At 47.5% G+C, this 18,781-nt stretch carries 12 protein-coding genes; 9 read left to right on the plus strand and 3 right to left on the minus strand.

The annotated features are described in order from the left end of the window. The first annotated feature begins 19 nt into the window (after window positions 1-19). The 9 genes from bioB to lysA all read left to right on the plus strand — a co-directional run bounded on the left by bioB (window position 20) and on the right by lysA (window position 15,578). Window positions 20-1,018, plus strand: a complete 999-nt coding sequence (bioB, locus tag H7F15_RS13660; protein WP_185197536.1) for a biotin synthase BioB — start codon at window positions 20-22, stop codon at window positions 1,016-1,018. A 76-nt stretch (window positions 1,019-1,094) separates the two neighbouring features. Beyond that, window positions 1,095-2,225: an 8-amino-7-oxononanoate synthase gene (locus H7F15_RS13665; RefSeq protein ID WP_185197537.1), complete on the plus strand. Its 1,131-nt coding sequence runs from the start codon at window positions 1,095-1,097 to the stop codon at window positions 2,223-2,225. Then, window positions 2,222-2,836 carry a dethiobiotin synthase gene (gene bioD / locus H7F15_RS13670; RefSeq protein ID WP_185197538.1) on the plus strand — a complete coding sequence of 205 codons (615 nt, stop codon included), beginning with the start codon at window positions 2,222-2,224 and terminating at the stop codon, window positions 2,834-2,836. The genes H7F15_RS13665 and bioD overlap by 4 nt, the downstream gene beginning before the upstream one ends. 66 nt (window positions 2,837-2,902) lie before the next feature. Continuing rightward, window positions 2,903-4,180 (plus strand): adenosylmethionine--8-amino-7-oxononanoate transaminase, encoded by a 1,278-nt coding sequence (bioA, locus tag H7F15_RS13675; RefSeq protein WP_185197539.1) that lies wholly within the window; start codon window positions 2,903-2,905, stop codon window positions 4,178-4,180. Between the two features lie 133 nt (window positions 4,181-4,313). Next, a complete protein-coding gene (locus tag H7F15_RS13680) occupies window positions 4,314-5,522 on the plus strand; it encodes a beta-ketoacyl synthase N-terminal-like domain-containing protein (protein WP_185197540.1) in 1,209 nt (402 codons plus the stop codon). A gap of 305 nt (window positions 5,523-5,827) precedes the next feature. Then, the gene (locus H7F15_RS13685) at window positions 5,828-8,311 is read left to right on the plus strand and encodes a T9SS type A sorting domain-containing protein (protein ID WP_185197541.1); all 2,484 of its coding nucleotides are present in this window, start codon (window positions 5,828-5,830) and stop codon (window positions 8,309-8,311) included. 625 nt (window positions 8,312-8,936) lie between these two features. Next, entirely contained in the window at window positions 8,937-12,986 is a 4,050-nt protein-coding gene (locus H7F15_RS13690) for a T9SS type A sorting domain-containing protein (RefSeq protein ID WP_185197542.1), read from the plus strand. A 127-nt stretch (window positions 12,987-13,113) separates the two neighbouring features. Continuing rightward, entirely contained in the window at window positions 13,114-14,424 is a 1,311-nt protein-coding gene (locus H7F15_RS13695) for an aspartate kinase (RefSeq protein WP_185197543.1), read from the plus strand. 11 nt (window positions 14,425-14,435) lie between these two features. Further along, entirely contained in the window at window positions 14,436-15,578 is a 1,143-nt protein-coding gene (lysA, locus tag H7F15_RS13700; protein WP_185197544.1) for a diaminopimelate decarboxylase, read from the plus strand. A 74-nt stretch (window positions 15,579-15,652) separates the two neighbouring features. On the opposite strand, the gene H7F15_RS13705 is transcribed toward lysA, so the two are convergent. From H7F15_RS13705 to metX, 3 genes are all read right to left on the minus strand, one after another. Next, window positions 15,653-16,321, minus strand: coding sequence for a hypothetical protein (locus H7F15_RS13705; protein WP_185197545.1), 669 nt, complete (start codon window positions 16,319-16,321; stop codon window positions 15,653-15,655). A gap of 164 nt (window positions 16,322-16,485) precedes the next feature. After that, window positions 16,486-17,733 (minus strand): homoserine dehydrogenase, encoded by a 1,248-nt coding sequence (locus H7F15_RS13710; protein WP_185197546.1) that lies wholly within the window; start codon window positions 17,731-17,733, stop codon window positions 16,486-16,488. Then, a complete protein-coding gene (metX, locus tag H7F15_RS13715) occupies window positions 17,714-18,775 on the minus strand; it encodes a homoserine O-acetyltransferase (protein ID WP_185197547.1) in 1,062 nt (353 codons plus the stop codon). Before metX ends, H7F15_RS13710 begins: the two co-directional genes overlap by 20 nt. Window positions 18,776-18,781 lie beyond the last annotated feature (6 nt).

Here is an 18,781-nt window from a genome sequence, read left to right on the forward strand (position 1 = left end):
AGCCTAAACCTGTATTATTATGACTCTGATAGCCAATAACGCAGACATCCGCACCGACTGGACGCTGGATGAGATAAAAGCCATTTACTACAAGCCTGTACTGGAGCTGATCGTACAAGCTGCAGAAGTACACAAAAAATACCAGGCCACCGGTGAAGTACAGGTATGTACCCTGCTTTCGGTGAAGACCGGCGGTTGCCCTGAAGATTGCTCTTATTGCCCGCAGGCTGCCCGTTTCCATACCGGTGTAGATGTACATAAGCTGCTAAGCCAGGAGCAGGTTTTAACTGCCGCACAGCGTGCAAAAGATGGTGGTTCTACCCGTTTCTGTATGGGCGCTGCCTGGCGCGAAGTGCGCGATAACCGCGATTTCGATAAGGTGCTGGACATGGTAAAAGGCGTAAACGAAATGGGCCTTGAAGTTTGCTGTACCCTTGGTATGGTAAACGAGTACCAGGCCGAAAAGCTGAAAGAAGCCGGCCTCTATGCCTATAACCACAACCTCGACACATCCGAAGAGAACTATAGCAACATCATTACCACCCGTACTTACGACGACCGTCTGGATACCATCGAGAACGTGCGCAAAGCGGGTATCTCGGTTTGCTCTGGCGGTATTATCGGCTTAGGTGAGACCGACGAAGACCGTATTGGAATGTTGCATACGCTGTCTACATTAGTACAGCACCCTGAATCTGTTCCGGTAAATGCACTGGTTCCAGTTAAAGGGACTCCTCTGGAGAATCAGCCATTGGTTACGGTTTGGGAAATGGTGCGCATGATCGCGACTGCCCGAATTTTAATGCCTAAAACCATGGTTCGCCTGTCGGCTGGCCGTGAGCGCATGAGCGTAACCGAGCAGGCACTTTGCTTCCTGGCTGGTGCTAACTCCATTTTTACAGGCGAGAAACTGTTAACCACTCCTAACCCGGATTTCGATCAGGACAAAGCCATGTTCGAACTACTGGGCTTGAATCCAAGAAAATCATTCAAAGAAGAAACACAGCACGTTTGTTAGTATCTGGATGCTAGATATTAGATGTTAGATTTTATTTATCTCAATCTTCTTACAAGAGTCTAAGTTCTAATATCCAATGTCTAGCGTCTTAAACAAATTGCAGCAAAAGCTGGCGGAACGGGCAGCGCAGGGCAACCTGCGCACGCTTAAAACCACCACCGGCCTTGTCGACTTTTGCTCTAACGACTACCTGGGGCTTGCCCGATCAGAGAAGCTGCGGGAGTTAATTCAGACGGAAGAAAGCAACTATAGACATCTGCCTTTGGGATCAACCGGCTCCCGGCTTTTATCAGGTAACCACCCGCTTTTCGAAGAACTGGAAACTATAGTTGCAGCTTTCCATAAAGGTGAATCGGCGCTGCTGTTTAATTCCGGTTACATGGCGAATGTGGGCTTGCTATCGGCACTGCCGCAGCGTGGCGACACCGTGTTTTACGACGAAGCCAGCCACGCCTCCATGAAAGACGGCCTGCGCCTGAGCTTTGCCAAAAGCTATAGTTTCAGGCACAATGATGTAGCCGACCTGCGACAGAAACTGAAACTGGCAACAGGTCAGATCTATGTAGTAGTTGAGTCTGTTTATTCGATGGATGGCGATAAGGCTCCTTTACAGGAGTTAGCTATAGTTTGCGAAGAACATAATGCCGCCCTTATAGTTGACGAAGCCCATGCCGTGGGTTTGTATGGCACGAATGGTGAAGGATTAACTATAGCATTAGGCTTACAGGACAAGGTTTTTGCACAGGTTATTACTTACGGTAAAGCGATGGGCAGCCATGGGGCTGCTATAGTTGGCCCGAAGGTGCTGCGAGAGTTTCTGGTAAACTATAGCCGGGCCTTTATCTATACTACGGGTTTGCCAACGCATGCCCTGCTGGCCTTGAAATGTGCTTATAGTTTGCTGCCACAATTACAGCCCGAACGGGAAAGGGTAAAACAGTTAGCTGCTCAACTATACGAACAGCTAAATACGATAAAAGGAATCCGTTGTACGCCTGCGGATAGTGTGATACTTTCTGTTTTTACAGAGGATGCTGCCCAGTTAAAGCCGCTGGCCCAGAGCTTACAGCAGCAGGGTTTTGATGTGCGCCCGGTCATGTCGCCGACAGTACCAAAAGGAAAAGAGAGATTACGTGTAATTGTGCACGCTTATAATACTGAAGAAGAAATTGTGGGCCTCGTGCAGGCCATAGCCAACCACTTATGAAACGCTATTTTGTGACAGGCATCGGAACGGAAGTAGGGAAAACCGTCGCCGCTGCTATTTTAACCGAAGCCCTGCAAGCCGACTACTGGAAACCAGTGCAAGCCGGCGGACTTGATTTTACAGATACAGACACGGTGCGCAGCCTGGTTTCTAACCCTGTTTCTGTTTTTCACCCGGAAGCCTACCGCCTTAAAATGGCTGCTTCGCCGCATAAAGCCGCCGCTGCCGAAGGCCGCGAAATTGATGTGCTTGGCATTACCTTACCCAAAACCAGCAACAACCTGATCGTGGAAGGTGCCGGCGGCCTGATGGTCCCCCTGAACAAGCGCTACCTCATCCTGGATCTGGTACAGCAACTGGGCCTGGAAGTGGTACTGGTTTCGCGCAATTATTTAGGTAGTATCAACCACACCCTGCTAACTGCAGAAGTACTGCGTTACCGGAAAGTACCAGTGGCAGGCATCATTTTTAACGGCGAAGAAAACAGCTCTACCGAAGATTTTATCATAAAATACACTGGCCTCCGCCGCCTGCCATCTATCCGCCAGGAAGCTGATTTCTGCCCGGAAACGATTGCCGGGTACGCGAAAGACTTTGTACCCTACCTGTAACACCAAGCAAAACAGCCTATCGCTAAAACTCTACAAAACAGTTATTTACTTTCTAATTAATTATTTATGAGCTTAGCCGAACGCGACCAACAGATCATCTGGCACCCATACACGCAGATGAAAACAGCTGCTTTGCCAATTGCTATAGTTCGCGGCGAAGGTGCGCTTCTGTTTGCCGAGGATGGAAAGGAATATATTGATGCCGTAGCCTCGTGGTGGGTAAACCTGCACGGGCATGCGCATCCTCACATCGCTGAAAAAGTAGCAGCACAGTTGAAAACACTGGAGCATGTGATCTTTGCCGGCTTCACGCACCAACCTGCTGTGGAGCTGGCCGAAGGTTTACTGAAGATTCTACCCGAAGGCCAAAGCAAGGTATTTTATTCTGATAACGGCTCTACGGCGGTAGAAGTGGCGCTTAAAATGGCGATACAGTACTGGGCTAATCTGGGCACTACCAAAAAGAAGATCATTGCTTTCCGGGATTCTTACCACGGCGATACGTTTGGGGCCATGGCCGTGAGCAGCCGAAGTGCGTTTACCGCGCCTTTCTGGTCGTATTTATTTGAGGTTGATTTTATAGATGTACCTGTTGCCGGAAACGAAGCGGAAACTATAGCGCAGCTTGAAGCTTTGGCAATTGCAGGAGACGTTGCTGCCTTTATTTACGAACCGCTGGTTTTAGGCACCGCTGGGATGGTGATGTACGAACCGGAAGTACTGGATCAGCTTCTTGCGATCTGCCAGCAGCATAACATTCTAACTATAGCCGACGAAGTGATGACTGGTTTCGGGCGTACCGGTAAACTTTTCGCCAGTCATTATCTGCAAAACAAACCAGATATGGTTTGCCTCTCGAAAGGCCTGACCGGTGGCACGATGGCGCTGGGCGTTACAACCTGCAACGACAAAATTTACGAGGCTTTTCTGGCAGATGATAAAGGCAGAACGCTTTTCCACGGCCACAGTTACACCGCCAACCCGGTTGCTTGCGCGGCAGGTATTGCCAGTCTGGAATTAACTACCAGCCCCCAAACACAGCAAAACTTAGAACGCATTACCACCAGTCACCAGGCTTTTGCTGAAGAATTGAAACCCCTGCAAGGCATAAAGGAAGTAAGGCAGCGCGGAACGATACTGGCCATCGAATTTGCCGATGAAAGCACCTCATACTTCAGCAACTTACGAGACCTGTTTTACAATTACGCATTGGAACAAGGTGTTATCCTGCGGCCATTGGGCAATATCATCTATATCATTCCGCCCTACTGCATTACGGATGCGCAGCTCGATAAAGTATATCAAACTATAAGAGGCATGCAGGCATTAATTGCTGATCGTTAATTGCTGATTGCTATAGTTAAGTTTGCTGAATTTGAGTCCCAGTTATCCGCTTATACCTAACATCCAGATTCAGACATAATCATATAAATCTGTTAAATCTTTTTAACCAACGGTTCAGACCTGTTGCACAAGTTTGAAAGCAGAAAAGCAACATATCGTCATAAAAGGCAGCGGGGCCATATCTCCATTGGGTCACGATGCGCAATCTATAGCACAAAGCTATAGTTCCGGCAAACCTGCTTTCAAAACTATAGTTCATCAGGGTAAACCTACGCCTGTTGCTGCACTTCCACCGGAGGCAGAAGCCCAATTACAGCTCCTCCTGCAAAGTAATCCCAACTATAAACACCTCGATCGCTCCGTGCTGATGGCAGTGTACGCGGCACAGCAGGCCGCAGAGCAGGCAGGCTGGTTGCAACAGTCAACTATAGACCATGACCTTGGGGTTAATATCGGATCATCGCGCGGGGCAACGGGTTTACTGGAGCAGCATTACACCAACTTTCAGCAGGAAAAACTGTCCTCCGGAGCCTCTCCTACTACCACGCTGGGCAACCTGTCGAGTTGGGTGGCGCATGCTGTAAATGCTGGTGGCGCACAGATAAGTCATTCCATAACTTGCAGCACTGCTTTAATGGCTGTAGCCAATGCCGCAGCCTGGTTAAAAGCAGGAATGGCTAAGCGGTTTTTAGCCGGCGGCACCGAGGCTCCACTTACCGATTTTACCATTGCCCAGATGAAAGCGGTGGGTATTTACTCTAAACTATACGACCAGCCTTTCCCCTGCCAGCCTTATGCTACTGCAAAGCAAAACACGTTTGTGCTGGGCGAAGGTGCCGCTGTTTTCGCCCTCGAACTGGTACACGAAAGCGAACTCAGCCCCGGAACTATAGTTGTGGAAAGCATTGGCGTTGGTTTTGAACCGATACAAAGTAAAACAGGGATCTCTGCTGAAGGTCTGAACTTTCAGCAAAGTATGCGCCATGCCCTGCAGCAACTCCCTGACCCGAATGCGGCAATTGATGCTGTTATAACGCATACGCCTGGTACCGCAGCCGGCGATGCTGCAGAACTGCATGCTATACAGGCTGTTTTCGGAGCCGATCTTCCGGCAGTTATCACCAACAAACACTTACTGGGCCATACCCTTGGGGCATCCGGTGCCCTAAGCATTCAGTTTGCCCTTTATCTCCTCCAGCTCACCGAAAAATTAAAACAGTATTCGTTTCCTTATCCAACCATGGCCATAGTTGCTTCACCTGCAGGTTCGGTTAAACGGGTGATGGTTAATGCAGCAGGTTTTGGCGGAAACTCTTCCAGCATCATCCTCAGCGTCATTTAATTACACATACCTTTTTCCCGGTTTTCAGCTAAAGGAAATTACATTTTTTAATCATTTCCAAACAATTTATATATGATTCGGTTTTCATATATAACAAATGTGGTATATATTTGAAATCTGTAATTTTATATTTAATCAATATAATAGTGTAAACACTGATCCGAAATGTTATATACAATAATAAGAAAGGTGCTATTAACTATTAAAACTGCTGTTCCGCTTGTCCTTTATCTGCATGCCAAAACCAAACTCAACACTGGCATCCATTAAAAAGTGTTTGTATTTGTAACCCCTTTTTTGCTGAAATGAGAAAACAACTTACTACTGCCTGCAAAGGCAGCTTAGCGTTCTGTTTTTTATTTTTAAGTAAAGTAATTGTATTAGCTCAGAGTAACCAGCCGCAGGATGTGCAGGCTTGCCTGGGCGGTGTTGTTAGCCTGGAAGTTACTGATCCTCCACAGCACAGCGATGTACGACAATGGCAGGTAAGCTCAAACGGTGTAAACTATAGCAATATAACAGGTGCTACCAGCCTTTCTTACACATTTACAGCTACAGCAGCAGATCATAACCGGTACTACAGGCTCGTGTTATCGAATGGTGGTAACCAGCAGGCGAGCAACAGGATCTTCCGGATACAGGTACAGAATCCGCCTGCCGCCCCCACCGTAACACATGGGGCACGTACCGGCATTGGGTCGGTAACATTGGGAGCCAGCGCACCGTCAGGTTACACGTACAAATGGTATGCGGTAAAGGCGGGCGGTGTGCCAATAAACGGCGCTACTTCGGCTTCCTATATTACCCCGGAGCTCAGCACCACTACCACGTATTATGTGGCTGCCGTAAGCCCGGCCGGTTGCGAAGGCCCGCGGACAGCGGTTACAGCAACTATAAGCGGTGTCAGCCATACGATAGTTACCAATTCGCGCCTCATCTCTAATAACCAAATGGCACAACCTCTTGACCCGCTCATAGCCATTGCCCCTGAAACAACTGCTGATGTGGAGCTATACCGCATTACAAGTGTGCCGGACAGAGTGCAGGGAAAACTTTTTGTAGCAGGCACGGAAGTGCTGAGCGGACAGGAATTAACCCCGGCACAAATTACCCAGCTTACATTCACTCCTGAGCCAACCTTTTACGGAACCGCCACCTTTGCTTACAGAACTATAAATAAGGATGGAATGCTGAGCAGCAGCGCTGTGATCTATCATATCCCTGTAAATGCGGTTCCGCTTGCGCGTAATGTGTCGTCAAATATGATCTCGTCGGGTAAGAGCTATAACCTGCTCCCCTACCCGCTCAACGCCATTGACTTTGACGGCGATATTGTGCGGTATACCATCACAAGTGTTCCGATTTCGGGCTCTTTATCTGTAAGCCCAACAGGTTCTCCGGCGCTGCAGGCAGGCAATGTTATCACAACCAACAAACTATACTATAACCCGGACCAGAACGGTAAGAGCGAAATATTAAGAACCTTTACATATACCGCCACCGACAATAAAGGTGTCACTTCAGATGTTGCAACCTATTTCCTGTATATCGAGATAGTACCGGTCAACAATGCTCCTGTTACCGAAAGCAGGGTATTGCCTGCGGTATCGAATGCAGCGGCAACACAAGTAGCATTACCACCTCTCACAGCCTCGGACATAGATGGCTATGTTACAGGTTATATTGTAGGCAGCGTAACACCACCCGATGCAGGTACTCTCTACTTGAACGGTTCTCCTGTAGCCGGCACAAACCGGCACAATACCGAAAGCGGTATGCTGGGCAGCTTTGCGTTTGAGCCGACACCGGGCTTTAGTGGCAGTGCACAGTTTACATTCAACGCAATCGATAATGCGGATGCGACTTCGGCTCCAGCTACCTATACCATACCTGTTACCAGTCCGCCCCAGACAAAAGACGTAACCTTTACGGTAGAGGCCGATAACCCGAATGCCCAGCGTATTGCTGCTTTGGACGCAACAGACCCGGATGGCAGCATTACCAGCTATACCATCTTAAGTCTTCCGCACAGAAACGCCGGCACCCTAACCCTGAACGGACAGCCTGTTATGGCCGGCCAAGTGCTGACGCCGGCAGAGGCAGCAACACTGGATTTTCTAAAAGCAGCAACCTATAGTTCACCGGCCTCTTTCACCTTCACTGCCTCCGACGATTATGGTATAAAAGCGCAGCGTTCCGCTAACTATACGTTAGTGCCAGACAGAATTACGCCTTTACCTGTTACGCTCGTTCGGTTTTCGGCCACATCACAGCCGGAGGGCGCCCGCCTTACATGGACTACTGCCACCGAACTGCAGAACGATTATTTTGCAATAGAAAAAAGCACCGATGGAAAGGTATTTAAAGAGATAGCTCGTGTAAAAGGTGCCGGTACCAGTTCTATCAAGCTCCAGTATACGTTCGTGGATGAAACCTTTACCCAGGGTACAGCCTACTACAGGCTAAAGCAGACAGACTTTGACGGGACTGCTACCTACAGCAAAACCATAGCGCTCCGTAATCAGCATTTTGTCTCAGGTTTTACTGTACAGGCCTTCCCGAATCCGGTAGAAAACAACCTGACGGTAAGGTTAGCTGTACCCGGCCACACAGTAGCAGTCCTTAAACTATACAGCCTGCAGGGCGAGCTGCTTACCATTATAAATGCAAAACCTGAACAAGGGATAACACATTACGAACTACCCTTCACCAAGCTGCCATCAGGGGTATACCTGCTCCGGGTTCTATCCGGTGAAGAGAGTTTTACAATAAAGCTATTAAAAAAGTAAACTAAAAATGCCAGCATAACTGCCGGCCTTTTTAGTTTACTTTAAACCACTATTCGTACTTCATTAGCATCCACTCCGCTTTATAAATAAAATCAGATAACTATGTAACTAAAGGCAGCAAAATTGCCTTATAAACAAAAAACTACAATAATTTCTTAATAATAACATTATTCCCTAATTTCACAGCCTGTTAGCTGTTTTAGCTTATTTCAATATTATCATAGGACTTCCTTAGGTGCTTGTACAATACAATTAATAAAACTATACCAATTCCTGGTAAGCTGTTTTATTAAACATCTCTGATAGCCTGTATAATAAAGTTGAGCTTAACAGTTAACAATCAGCATCTTCAGTACTTTTAGCCAAAATGGGGAATCACACCTATACTACTCTCAGAGTATGTATATTAATCTGCTGTTTACTATGTATCAGTTACATAGCAAATGCCCAAACGCCGGGCCTGATCTATAAGATTGCGGTAAACGGCGGAAATAAAGTCCTGGACCCGAATGGAGATGGCTATGTATCAAAAACTTCTTTAGGTTTTCAAAAAGATGCTGCTGGCACTATGCAGGATGAAGGTGCAGCTTACAGCGAAATACCATACCGGCCCTTCCCTATTTTCATGAATGAACCCCTTGCTGACCTTAAGACAGGAGGCAGCTATGGCCATACAGATTTTGCTCCCTGGGTAATTGATGCATCAGGCAAACCAATTGGCTCCCCATTAGCCTCCTATTTTGATGGGAAAAACTTTTTGTTCCGGGTAAGGCTGGCTGGCCAGTCAACAGCATCTAAGGGCTATAGCATCCTGATTGATTCGAATAATTCACTTACCGGTGGCTCCCCTAATCCCGGGTTTGAATTTGAGGTAGTTCTCGCTACAAACTTTGATGTGCGTATTTACGACCATCGCACTAATACCACAGGTGGTACCATCATTTTCAACGGCTCAGTAGATCAGTATTCTCAGAAGGCCATCGCCGGATCAATGGGAGGAGGCGATGCGGATTACTTCTATGATTTTTATGTCCCTATGTCGGCATTCGGAGGTGCGATAACAGAGACAACCCCGCTCCGTATGACGGGTGTAACCGTAACCAGTGCTAAGAGCGGTATTTTCGGGGTAGCGTCTGACTTAGGTGGTGTTGATGATAATGTGGTAAGTGGCACTATAGTAGATGCCTGGAAATCTATAATCAATAACACAGCACTTACTACTCCTACAACCATTAAAGACACTGGTTTTACCCCAATTCCTGCTGCCGCGCCAAGTGTTAATAGTCCCATCTATACAAATAGCTCTGCAATATCAGGTTCCTCGGTAGAGGCTGCCGGATCTATTGTTACCATATACAGAAATGGGGTAAGCGTAGGTACAACTACCGTTTCCGCAAATGGATCATGGACTTTCTCGTCATCTGGTACTACCATTACAGTTGGAAATACTATAAGCGCAAAGGTAAGCCCAACTGGTAAAACCGAATCTGGTTTCTCATCTTCCGTAACTGTACAGGCTGCCCCTGTTAGCTATACACCTTGTAATACCCCAGCACCCACTATTACTGGTGTTACCAGTAATAAAAAGGGTATAATATTTAGTGTATCGGGTACTGGTACATTGCATTACTATTTAATAAGTAATACTTCAACTACTTTAATTGGGACAAGTTCTGTAACGGCATCCGGAAACTACTCTGTTGAATTTGAGGGAACAGGTAATTCACTAACAGCTGGTAGCTATTACATGACACTTACCCCAACTGGGGGTGGCTGTACTTCACCTATCTCAAACTATTATTGCTACCAAAGTGGAAACAGTGGTAGTACATCTACTGCACCTACAATTGCTACAGCAAATCTTACGGTAGCTTCTACATCGCTGACAGTAAACTATACTATTTCCGGTACTACAATAACTCTTATTCATAACGGCAATACAGTAACGCCACCTTCAACTACATCAGGTCTATCTGTCACTTATAACATCTCAGGGTTAAACCTTCGTGTTGGGGATGTATTTTACGCCCGGGCTACAGAACCAGGTACCTGCACATCGCAATCTTCTCTATCTAATGCTGCTACTGTAGTACAGACTCAATCTTCAGCTCCAACTATAACAGGCTCCTATTGTGGCCCTACAACTATAGTTACGGGAAGATCCACAGAGGCAGCAGGTACCGAAATTATTGTTTTTGTAAACGGGACAGAAGTAGGAAGAACAACTGTAAATGCGTATGGCACCTGGACTGCGACTATTAGTAGCCGATCTTCTGGTAATATAACAGCTACTGCCACAGCACCTAATAAGTCAGTGAGTGTTGCTTCAAACAGTATAATCATTAATCCACTCTTTTCGGCAACCAGTTTAACTTTAACCGGCACCGAAACCAGTGGAACAATTTTTGAAGGCAGCACCTCTGTAAGAGGAAATGCCAGCGTAACCGACGGGTCTGTAATAACACTTTATATTAACGGACAAGCGTATGTAGATAAGGAAGGAAACACGTTATATGCCCCCGTTTCGGGGGGAATATTTACATTTACCAACATCTCTCCTTTTGAGCTGTACGCCGGAGCAAAATTAACTGTAACCGCTAAGGCTTCTATCAGCTCAACCTGCGAAAGCACGCATTCTGCACCAGTTACGGTAGCTTGTAATCCTGCCAGCACTACCATGACTGCCGCGTTTACGGCTGCAAAGTTTTGCCCGAACACACCTGCCTACATAAAATTATCTACCTCAGAAGCAGGCGTTATTTACAACATCTACAAAAAAGAAAGCACCGGGACATACACACAATTCGGTCCTTCGGTGTTAGGAACTGGTTCTGCTATTACGCTGCAGTCAAACCCGGTTACAACAGCAGGAACTATAGTTCAGGTTAAAACTATAAAAGTTGGAGCGCCCTGCCAGTACACTATAGGTGGCGACATGCCAGTAGATCTGTATCCGGAAGTACCTAAAACCTATACGGTAACTGCTACGCCGGAAAGCTCAGATTGCGCCAACGTGCCTGTCACCATATCAGTTCAGGCTGCTGAAACAGGTTACTCTTATCAGCTCATCTACAACAGTACCAAAGAGAAAATAGGAGAAGCTATAGTACCGGCAACAAACGGCACTATATCGTTTCCGGTACAGATCGTATCAAAAACTACAGAATTTGGTGTGGTTATTCGTAGCACTTCCACCGGTTGTATCACAGAAAACACCATTCTTAAAACTATTACTATAAATGGTGGCCCGGATGTGAACAGGGCTGTAACCACAAATAAAAGTGCTGTGTGTAACGGCCAGCCGGCAGGAGTAACTGTAAGCACTTCTACACAAAACGGGTATACCTACCGCATTTATCAGCAAACAAGTGCTACTACTTCTACACTTCTTGTTGATAACATTTCCGGTACGGGTAGTACTGTTACTACGGCATTAAGTGATGCTCTTTTTACAACTATAGGCACAAAGGAATTTTATGTTACAGTTAGCAGCACTACCTGTACAAATCTTAAAATGACAAATACAGTAACTATAGCCGTTACAGACGGTACAGGCGGAACGGTTTCGGCGGGCCCTGATGCGGTTAGTTGTGGTAGTAGCTATACCTTAGCTGGCAGCCAACCAACGCCCGGCACCGGTACCTGGAGCCTGGTTACCAAACCAGCAACAGCTCAAACCCCAACTGTAACCACAACGTCTGCTTACAACAGCACAGTGACAGGTCTTGTATCGGGATCCTATACCTTCAGGTGGACTGTTGTATCGGCATGTACTAACATACCTTCTTCAAATGAAGTAACTATTATAGTTAACTGCCCTGCCGAATACAGTGTACGCACCAATAAACTGGTAGGTGAATATATGATCAACGATGTGCTGGCATCTGTAACTGACAACGAAGGTGTAAAATCGGCACAGTTACTTTCCGGTTCGCTACCACCAGGCACCAGATTAAACACAAGTACTGGGCTTATTGATGTCCAGAACCCTACTGATTTAGTAGCAAATACCAACTATACTTTCACAGTTCGCATTATCGACCAGTTCGACAGAGTGACAGACCTGCCATTAGCGATCCGGTTTTATAGTTCCTCCCTGCGCCCCGGCGATATCACCCCCTTACCAGTAGAACTGGTTTATTTTACAGCTGTTTACCAGAACGATAAAGTTGTACTGCAGTGGCTGACGGCATCGGAACTGAACAACGAGCGCTTTGAGGTGGAACGCAGTGCGGATGGGAAGAAGTTTGTGAAGATAGGCACGGTAGCAGGAAAAGGCACCAGCAACGTTGCCAACCGCTACTCCTTCACCGATGCCAGACCACTTACCGGGGTGGGCCATTACAGGCTGCGCCAGGTAGACTTTGACGGACAGACCAGCTATAGCCGCATTGTAGCGGTAAACAACAGGGCCCTTGAGAAAAACGCTGTATTGCAGGCCTACCCGAATCCGTTTGAAGAGAAATTAACGGTAACTATAACCGTTCCGGCAGCAGAACAGGCGACGCTGATGCTGTACAACATGCAGGGCCGCCAGCTTATAACCAGAAAAGTTACACTGGAGAAAGGTGTTACAACCTTTGACCTCGAAACAGCGCAGCTGGCGCAGGGTATTTACATTCTAAGGATAAGCGGTAGCAGCACAGATACTGCCCTTAAAGTGATGAAGCGATAAGACGAGACCTCCAATTAACTAAAAAAAGACCAGCTACAATGCTGGTCTTTTTTTAGTTTATATGAATGGTAGCTGCACAGTTTTCATTAATTTTGCAGCTACCTTAAAATACAATTTAGCTTTTTAGATGAAAGTACTGAAGTTCGGTGGCACCTCGGTGGGGTCTGCTGATAGAATGAGAGACGTTGCGAACCTGATTCAAAACGGCGACAGAAAAATTGTGGTGCTGTCTGCTATGTCGGGTACTACGAACAAACTGGTGCAGATAGCCGAGACGCTGTACCAGAACAAGAACGAAGACGCGAATGTGCTGATAGATGCGCTGCACGATAACTATAAACAGGTTGTAGAATCGCTCTACACCACTCCCGAAAAGAAAAAACAGGCAAACGAACTGATCGCACATCATTTCGATAACATCAGAGCCTATACCCAGGACCTGTTCACAATTCACGAAGAGCGTGCAATTCTGGCGCAGGGCGAGCTGCTTTCTACAGCACTTTTCCAGTTTTTCCTGGAAGAGCAGGGCATTGCATCAGTACTGCTTCCGGCGCTCAACTTTATGAAGATAGACGAGAACGAAGAGCCGGATGCCTCATACATTGCCAGAAATATAGCGCTGGAGCTGGAAAAGTACCCGGAAACCAACCTGTTCATTACTCAGGGCTACATTTGTCGCAATGCGTTCGGGGAGATAGATAACCTGAAGCGTGGCGGCTCTGATTACTCTGCTTCCCTGATAGGTGCTGCTGTTGCTGCAACGGAGATCCAGATCTGGACCGACATTGATGGCATGCACAACAACGACCCGCGCATCGTAAAAAATACGCATCCTATTGCCGAACTGTCGTTTGATGAGGCAGCCGAGCTGGCTTACTTTGGTGCTAAAATCCTGCATCCGAGCAGCGTATTACCTGCCAAGCAAAAGAATATTCCGGTGCGTTTGCTGAACACCATGCAACCCGAAGCGAAAGGCACGATCATCAAGTCGCAAACTATAGGTGGCGGCATAAAAGCAGTGGCTGCCAAAGAAGGTATTACCGCGATCAAGATCAAATCCGGCAGAATGCTGCTGGCCTACGGCTTTCTGCGCAGCGTGTTCGAGGTGTTCGAGCGCTATAAAACGCCGATCGATATGATCACGACCTCGGAAGTTGCAGTATCGTTAACGATTGATAATGATAAGTTCCTGAACGAGATCGTAGCGGAACTGAAGGAGTTTGGCCAGGTAGAGGTAGATAAAGAACAAACCATTATTTGTGTGGTTGGTGATTTTATTGCCGAGAAAAGTGGTGCCAGCCTGAAGGTTTTTGAAGCGCTGCAGGACGTGCCGATGCGCATGATCTCGTATGGCGGAAGTACCAACAACATCAGCCTGCTGATAAATACAACTGACAAAGTAACGGCGCTAACCAAGCTGAACGAAGGGATTTTTTAAGGAACGCGACCATGCTGAAAAACAATTTACAGGAGCTGCAGCAGCAGGCTACTCCTTTTTATGTATACGACCTGAACCTGCTACGGCAGACATTACAATATGCTGCCACGGAAGCAGCTAAATACAATTACCACGTACACTACGCCCTTAAAGCAAACGCCAACGCCCCTATACTTGCCGAGATGCTGCACACAGGCTTCGGTGCCGACTGTGTAAGCGGAAACGAAGTAAAGCGTGCCATCGAAAACGGTTTTAAGCCGGAGCATGTGGTTTTTGCCGGCGTCGGCAAATCAGATGAGGAAATAAACTATGCGCTGGAGCAGGATATTTTCTGCTTTAACTGCGAGTCGAGCCACGAACTGGAAGTGCTGAACGAGCTGGCAACTGCCAAAGGCACCAAAGCCCGCGTAGCGCTGCGCATAAACCCGAACGTAAACGCCAATACCCACAAATACATTACCACAGGGCTGGAAGAAAACAAATTCGGGATAAATGCCTGGGAACTTGAAAGCGTGCTGGAACTGCTGAAGACATTGCCTAACATAGAGCTGATCGGGATTCACTTTCACATCGGCTCCCAGATTACGGACCTCAGTGTTTTCAGGAACCTTTGCACCAGGGTTAACGAGTTTCAGGAGTGGTTCATCTCGCGCAACATTACCTTAGAGCACATTAACGTAGGCGGTGGCCTGGGCGTGGACTACTATACCCCCGACAGCAATCTTATCCCGGATTTCGAGGCTTACTTTGGTCTGTTTCACCAGTTTCTGGAAGTGCGGCCAGGGCAACAGGTACATTTTGAGTTAGGTCGTGCGCTGGTAGCACAGTGCGGTACCCTGATCTCAAAAGTACTGTACATTAAAAAAGGAATAACCACGAACTTTGCGATACTGGATGCCGGCATGACAGAACTGATTCGTCCGGCCCTGTACCAATCGTACCACAAAATAGAGAACCTGACCAGCGACAAGCCGGAAGTGCGCTACGATGTGGTAGGACCTATCTGTGAGTCGAGTGACTGTTTTGGCAAAGCGGTGATGCTGCCGGAAACCAACCGTGGCGACCTGGTAGCCATTCGCACTGCCGGCGCCTACGGGGAAGTAATGGCCTCGGGCTACAACCTGCGCGAAAAGGCTAATGCTATTTACTTATAAACTATAGGTATACAATAAAAAGGCCTGCTTCTGAACTATAGAAGCAGGCCTTTTCTTTTCAGAAAACCGTTAGGCTACGGTGCAAGCACAAAACCTGGCGCTGCATGTGCAATGCCTTTATCGTTCGACAACGCATTTACAAATTCCAGGGCATTGCCTTTGGATTGCTTGCTTAGCTGCACCATATACGTATCCGCTCCTACCGGGCCTTTCACGATCGCGTTAAAATCTGCGGCCAGTTGCTTTAGGGTTTCGGCTCCGCTGGCATCCGCTTTTATCATGATCTCGTTGCTGAGCCCTACTGCCTGTCCGGTTTCTACTAAAAATGCAGGGCCGGCATAAGCAATGGCTTTATCGCGGGCAAGCTCCCGGATGGCTTGTTCTGCCTGGGCACAGTTTAGTCCGCCGGTAAGGCCAAGGGTGTACATCATACCGGATTGTGTGGCGCTCTGGCTCAGGATGCCTGTCACAAAACCATATCTGGCCAGTACTTCGTCACGCTGGGTGGTAGTTACATCATCCCGGAAAGTTACCTGTACCTGGCCCGTATGTATGGTACCTAGGTTGCGCTGGTCCTGTCCGGATCTGTAGCTATAGTTTGTGCAGTTGCCCGCCACCTTCATCTGGTTCAGTAGTTTCGGGTCGAAGCGCACATTACGGATTGGTGACACGTTATCTTGTCTGCATCCAGCAGCACCTAAAACAGTCAGAACAATTATAAGCAAGGGTAGAATCGTCTTCATAGTTTATGTAGTTGAAATGCCTGTAAATACTTGTTGTACGTACAGTTACAACTTATAGCTAAACTTCTACCTCAGTATTTATTGCATCATTCGTAACGCACCATCTCCCTAAAATGCAAAATACAAAAACCGGCTGATCTTGTTTGTTTCCTTTTATCCCAGCCTCAGCAAACTATAGCTTCTTTCTGGCTGCCCTGTAATGCAATTCTTTCGGCCTGATTTGCTGTAATTTCTGATACAAACACCTGATTTTCTGCAAAATACGATTCAACAACTGCCAATTCGGTCTGTTTTATAGTTGCGTGGTAAATGGAATGTCCGTTTTGCTCCTGAACCGCTAATGCCTTGTGCGCTAATTGCTCGGGCAAAAGAACACTCGCCGGTACGCGCAGGTATAGCTGTAGTTCCTTCTCTTTATTTAATGCTATGGTTTTTGACGCGGCCTTCGGATAGGAATAGCGGTAGCCAGAAAGCGCTGCGGAAACATCGGCCCAAACGGCTGAACCCGTTGGGTGACTGCCGGCTCCGAGGCCTTTTATAAACTGCTCGCCCGCAAAAACCGGAGCTATAGTTACGCCGTTGGTTTCGTTTGTAACATGGTATAGTTCCTGCTGGTCTGTCACAAATGTTGGCAGCACACGCAGGCTCAGTTCATTATTCTCATCAACTTCCGCAGAAGCCACTAACCTGATCCGGGCATTTATAGTTTTTGCAAACTCTAGGTCTTCTTTCCGCACGGTATCAATTCCGAAACGCAGAACCTGTTCCGGTTTTATGGTTAGCCCAAAAGCATGCGCTGCTATCAGGCATAGTTTGTTCACCGAATCAAAACCACCCACATCCAGCGTCGGGTCCGCTTCGGCAAATCCAAGTTCCTGCGCCAGCTGCAAAGCCGAACTATAGCTCAACCCTTCCGACTCCATTTTAGAAAGGATAAAGTTAGAAGACCCGTTGAGGATGCCACTTACCTGCTGCAGAGGTTCCGAACAATAGTAGCTTTCCAGTGTCCGGATGATGGGAATGCTGCCGCCTACTGCTGCTTCGTATAGTAGCGTTCCGTTATAGTTATGCTGTAGTTCGATCAACTCCGGAAGGTGCAAGGCCAGCATTTTCTTGTTTGCCGAAACTATAGTTTTACCCGCTTTCAAGACCTGCTTCACTATACTATAAGCTTCGTCGGCATCGCTGATCAGTTCAGCAAAAATGGTGATGCTTTCATCCTGCAACAGCTCCTGCGGGTAATAGGTAAATGCCGATGCTGGCAAACTACGCGGCTTCTCTTTATCTTTCACACAGATACCAGCCACTTCTATTCCTGCTCGTTCTATCGTTTGCAGCACATCGTAAAGCCCCTGCCCTACGCACCCAAACCCAAATATCCCGATCCTGACGTTAGACTGTTTGTTGCTCATAGCATAGTTCGTTTATAGTTTCTGATTGATAAAATTTGCGGATCGCTTTGGTCAGTTGGTCTGTTTCCACCAGAAATCCGTCGTGGCCATAGTTGGATTGTAGTAAAGCAAAGGCAGAGCCCGGAACCTGTTCATGTAAAAACTGCTGCTCTACCACCGGAAAAAGCAGATCAGTATCCACGCCCACAAAAAGGGATTTTGCCTTCAGGTGATGTAAAGCTTTTTCAACTCCGCCCCGGTTGCGGCCAATGTTATGCGAGTCCATGGCTTTGGAAAGAAGCCAGTAGGTGTAAGCATTAAAGCGTTTAGCCAGTTTCTCGCCTTGGTAAACCTGGTAACTGGCAGCTCTGTAGTTGTCGGTAATGCTGTTGCCCGGCTCCTGTTGCGTGAGTTCATAACTGGTGTAATGCCGGTACGAAAGCATAGCGATAGCCCTTGCCGTTTTTAACCCTTGCTGGCCTGCAGTTTCACTATCTTTGGTCCAGGTCGGGTCCTGGCGAATGGCCATACGCTGGCTTTCGTTAAAGGCAATTCCCCAGGCTGAATGGCGCGCGTTAGAGGCCACATGGACCAACCTTTCAAACACGTCCGGCTTCTGAAGCGCCCATTCCAATGCCTGTTGTCCACCCAACGATCCACCCAGCAGCGTATGCACCTGCTCCAGTTCCAGTTCCTGCCGTAACTGGTCGAAAGCCCCTACTATATCGCGGTTTGTAAGCTGCGGGAAGCTATGAAAATAGGGCTGCAGCGTATTTGGGTTAACCGAAAGCGGGCCGGTAGAACCGTAGCAACCACCCAGCGTGTTCGCGCAAACTATAAACCAGTGTTCAGGGTCGTATAGTTTACCCTCGCCGAACAGGCCGCTCCACCAGTCGGTAAAATCGGAGCTGCCAGTCAGGGCATGGCATACCCAGATCACGTTGTCGCGCTTCCGGTTTAACTGCCCATAGGTAGTATAAGCAAGCTGGAAGCCGGGCAACGTTAAACCCGACTCCAGCGTGAATTCCTGCTGATAATGAAAAGTATGCTGTTGTGTGGACATGGAAAT

This window comes from Pontibacter sp. Tf4, from assembly GCF_014212495.1.
GTDB lineage: Bacteria > Bacteroidota > Bacteroidia > Cytophagales > Hymenobacteraceae > Pontibacter.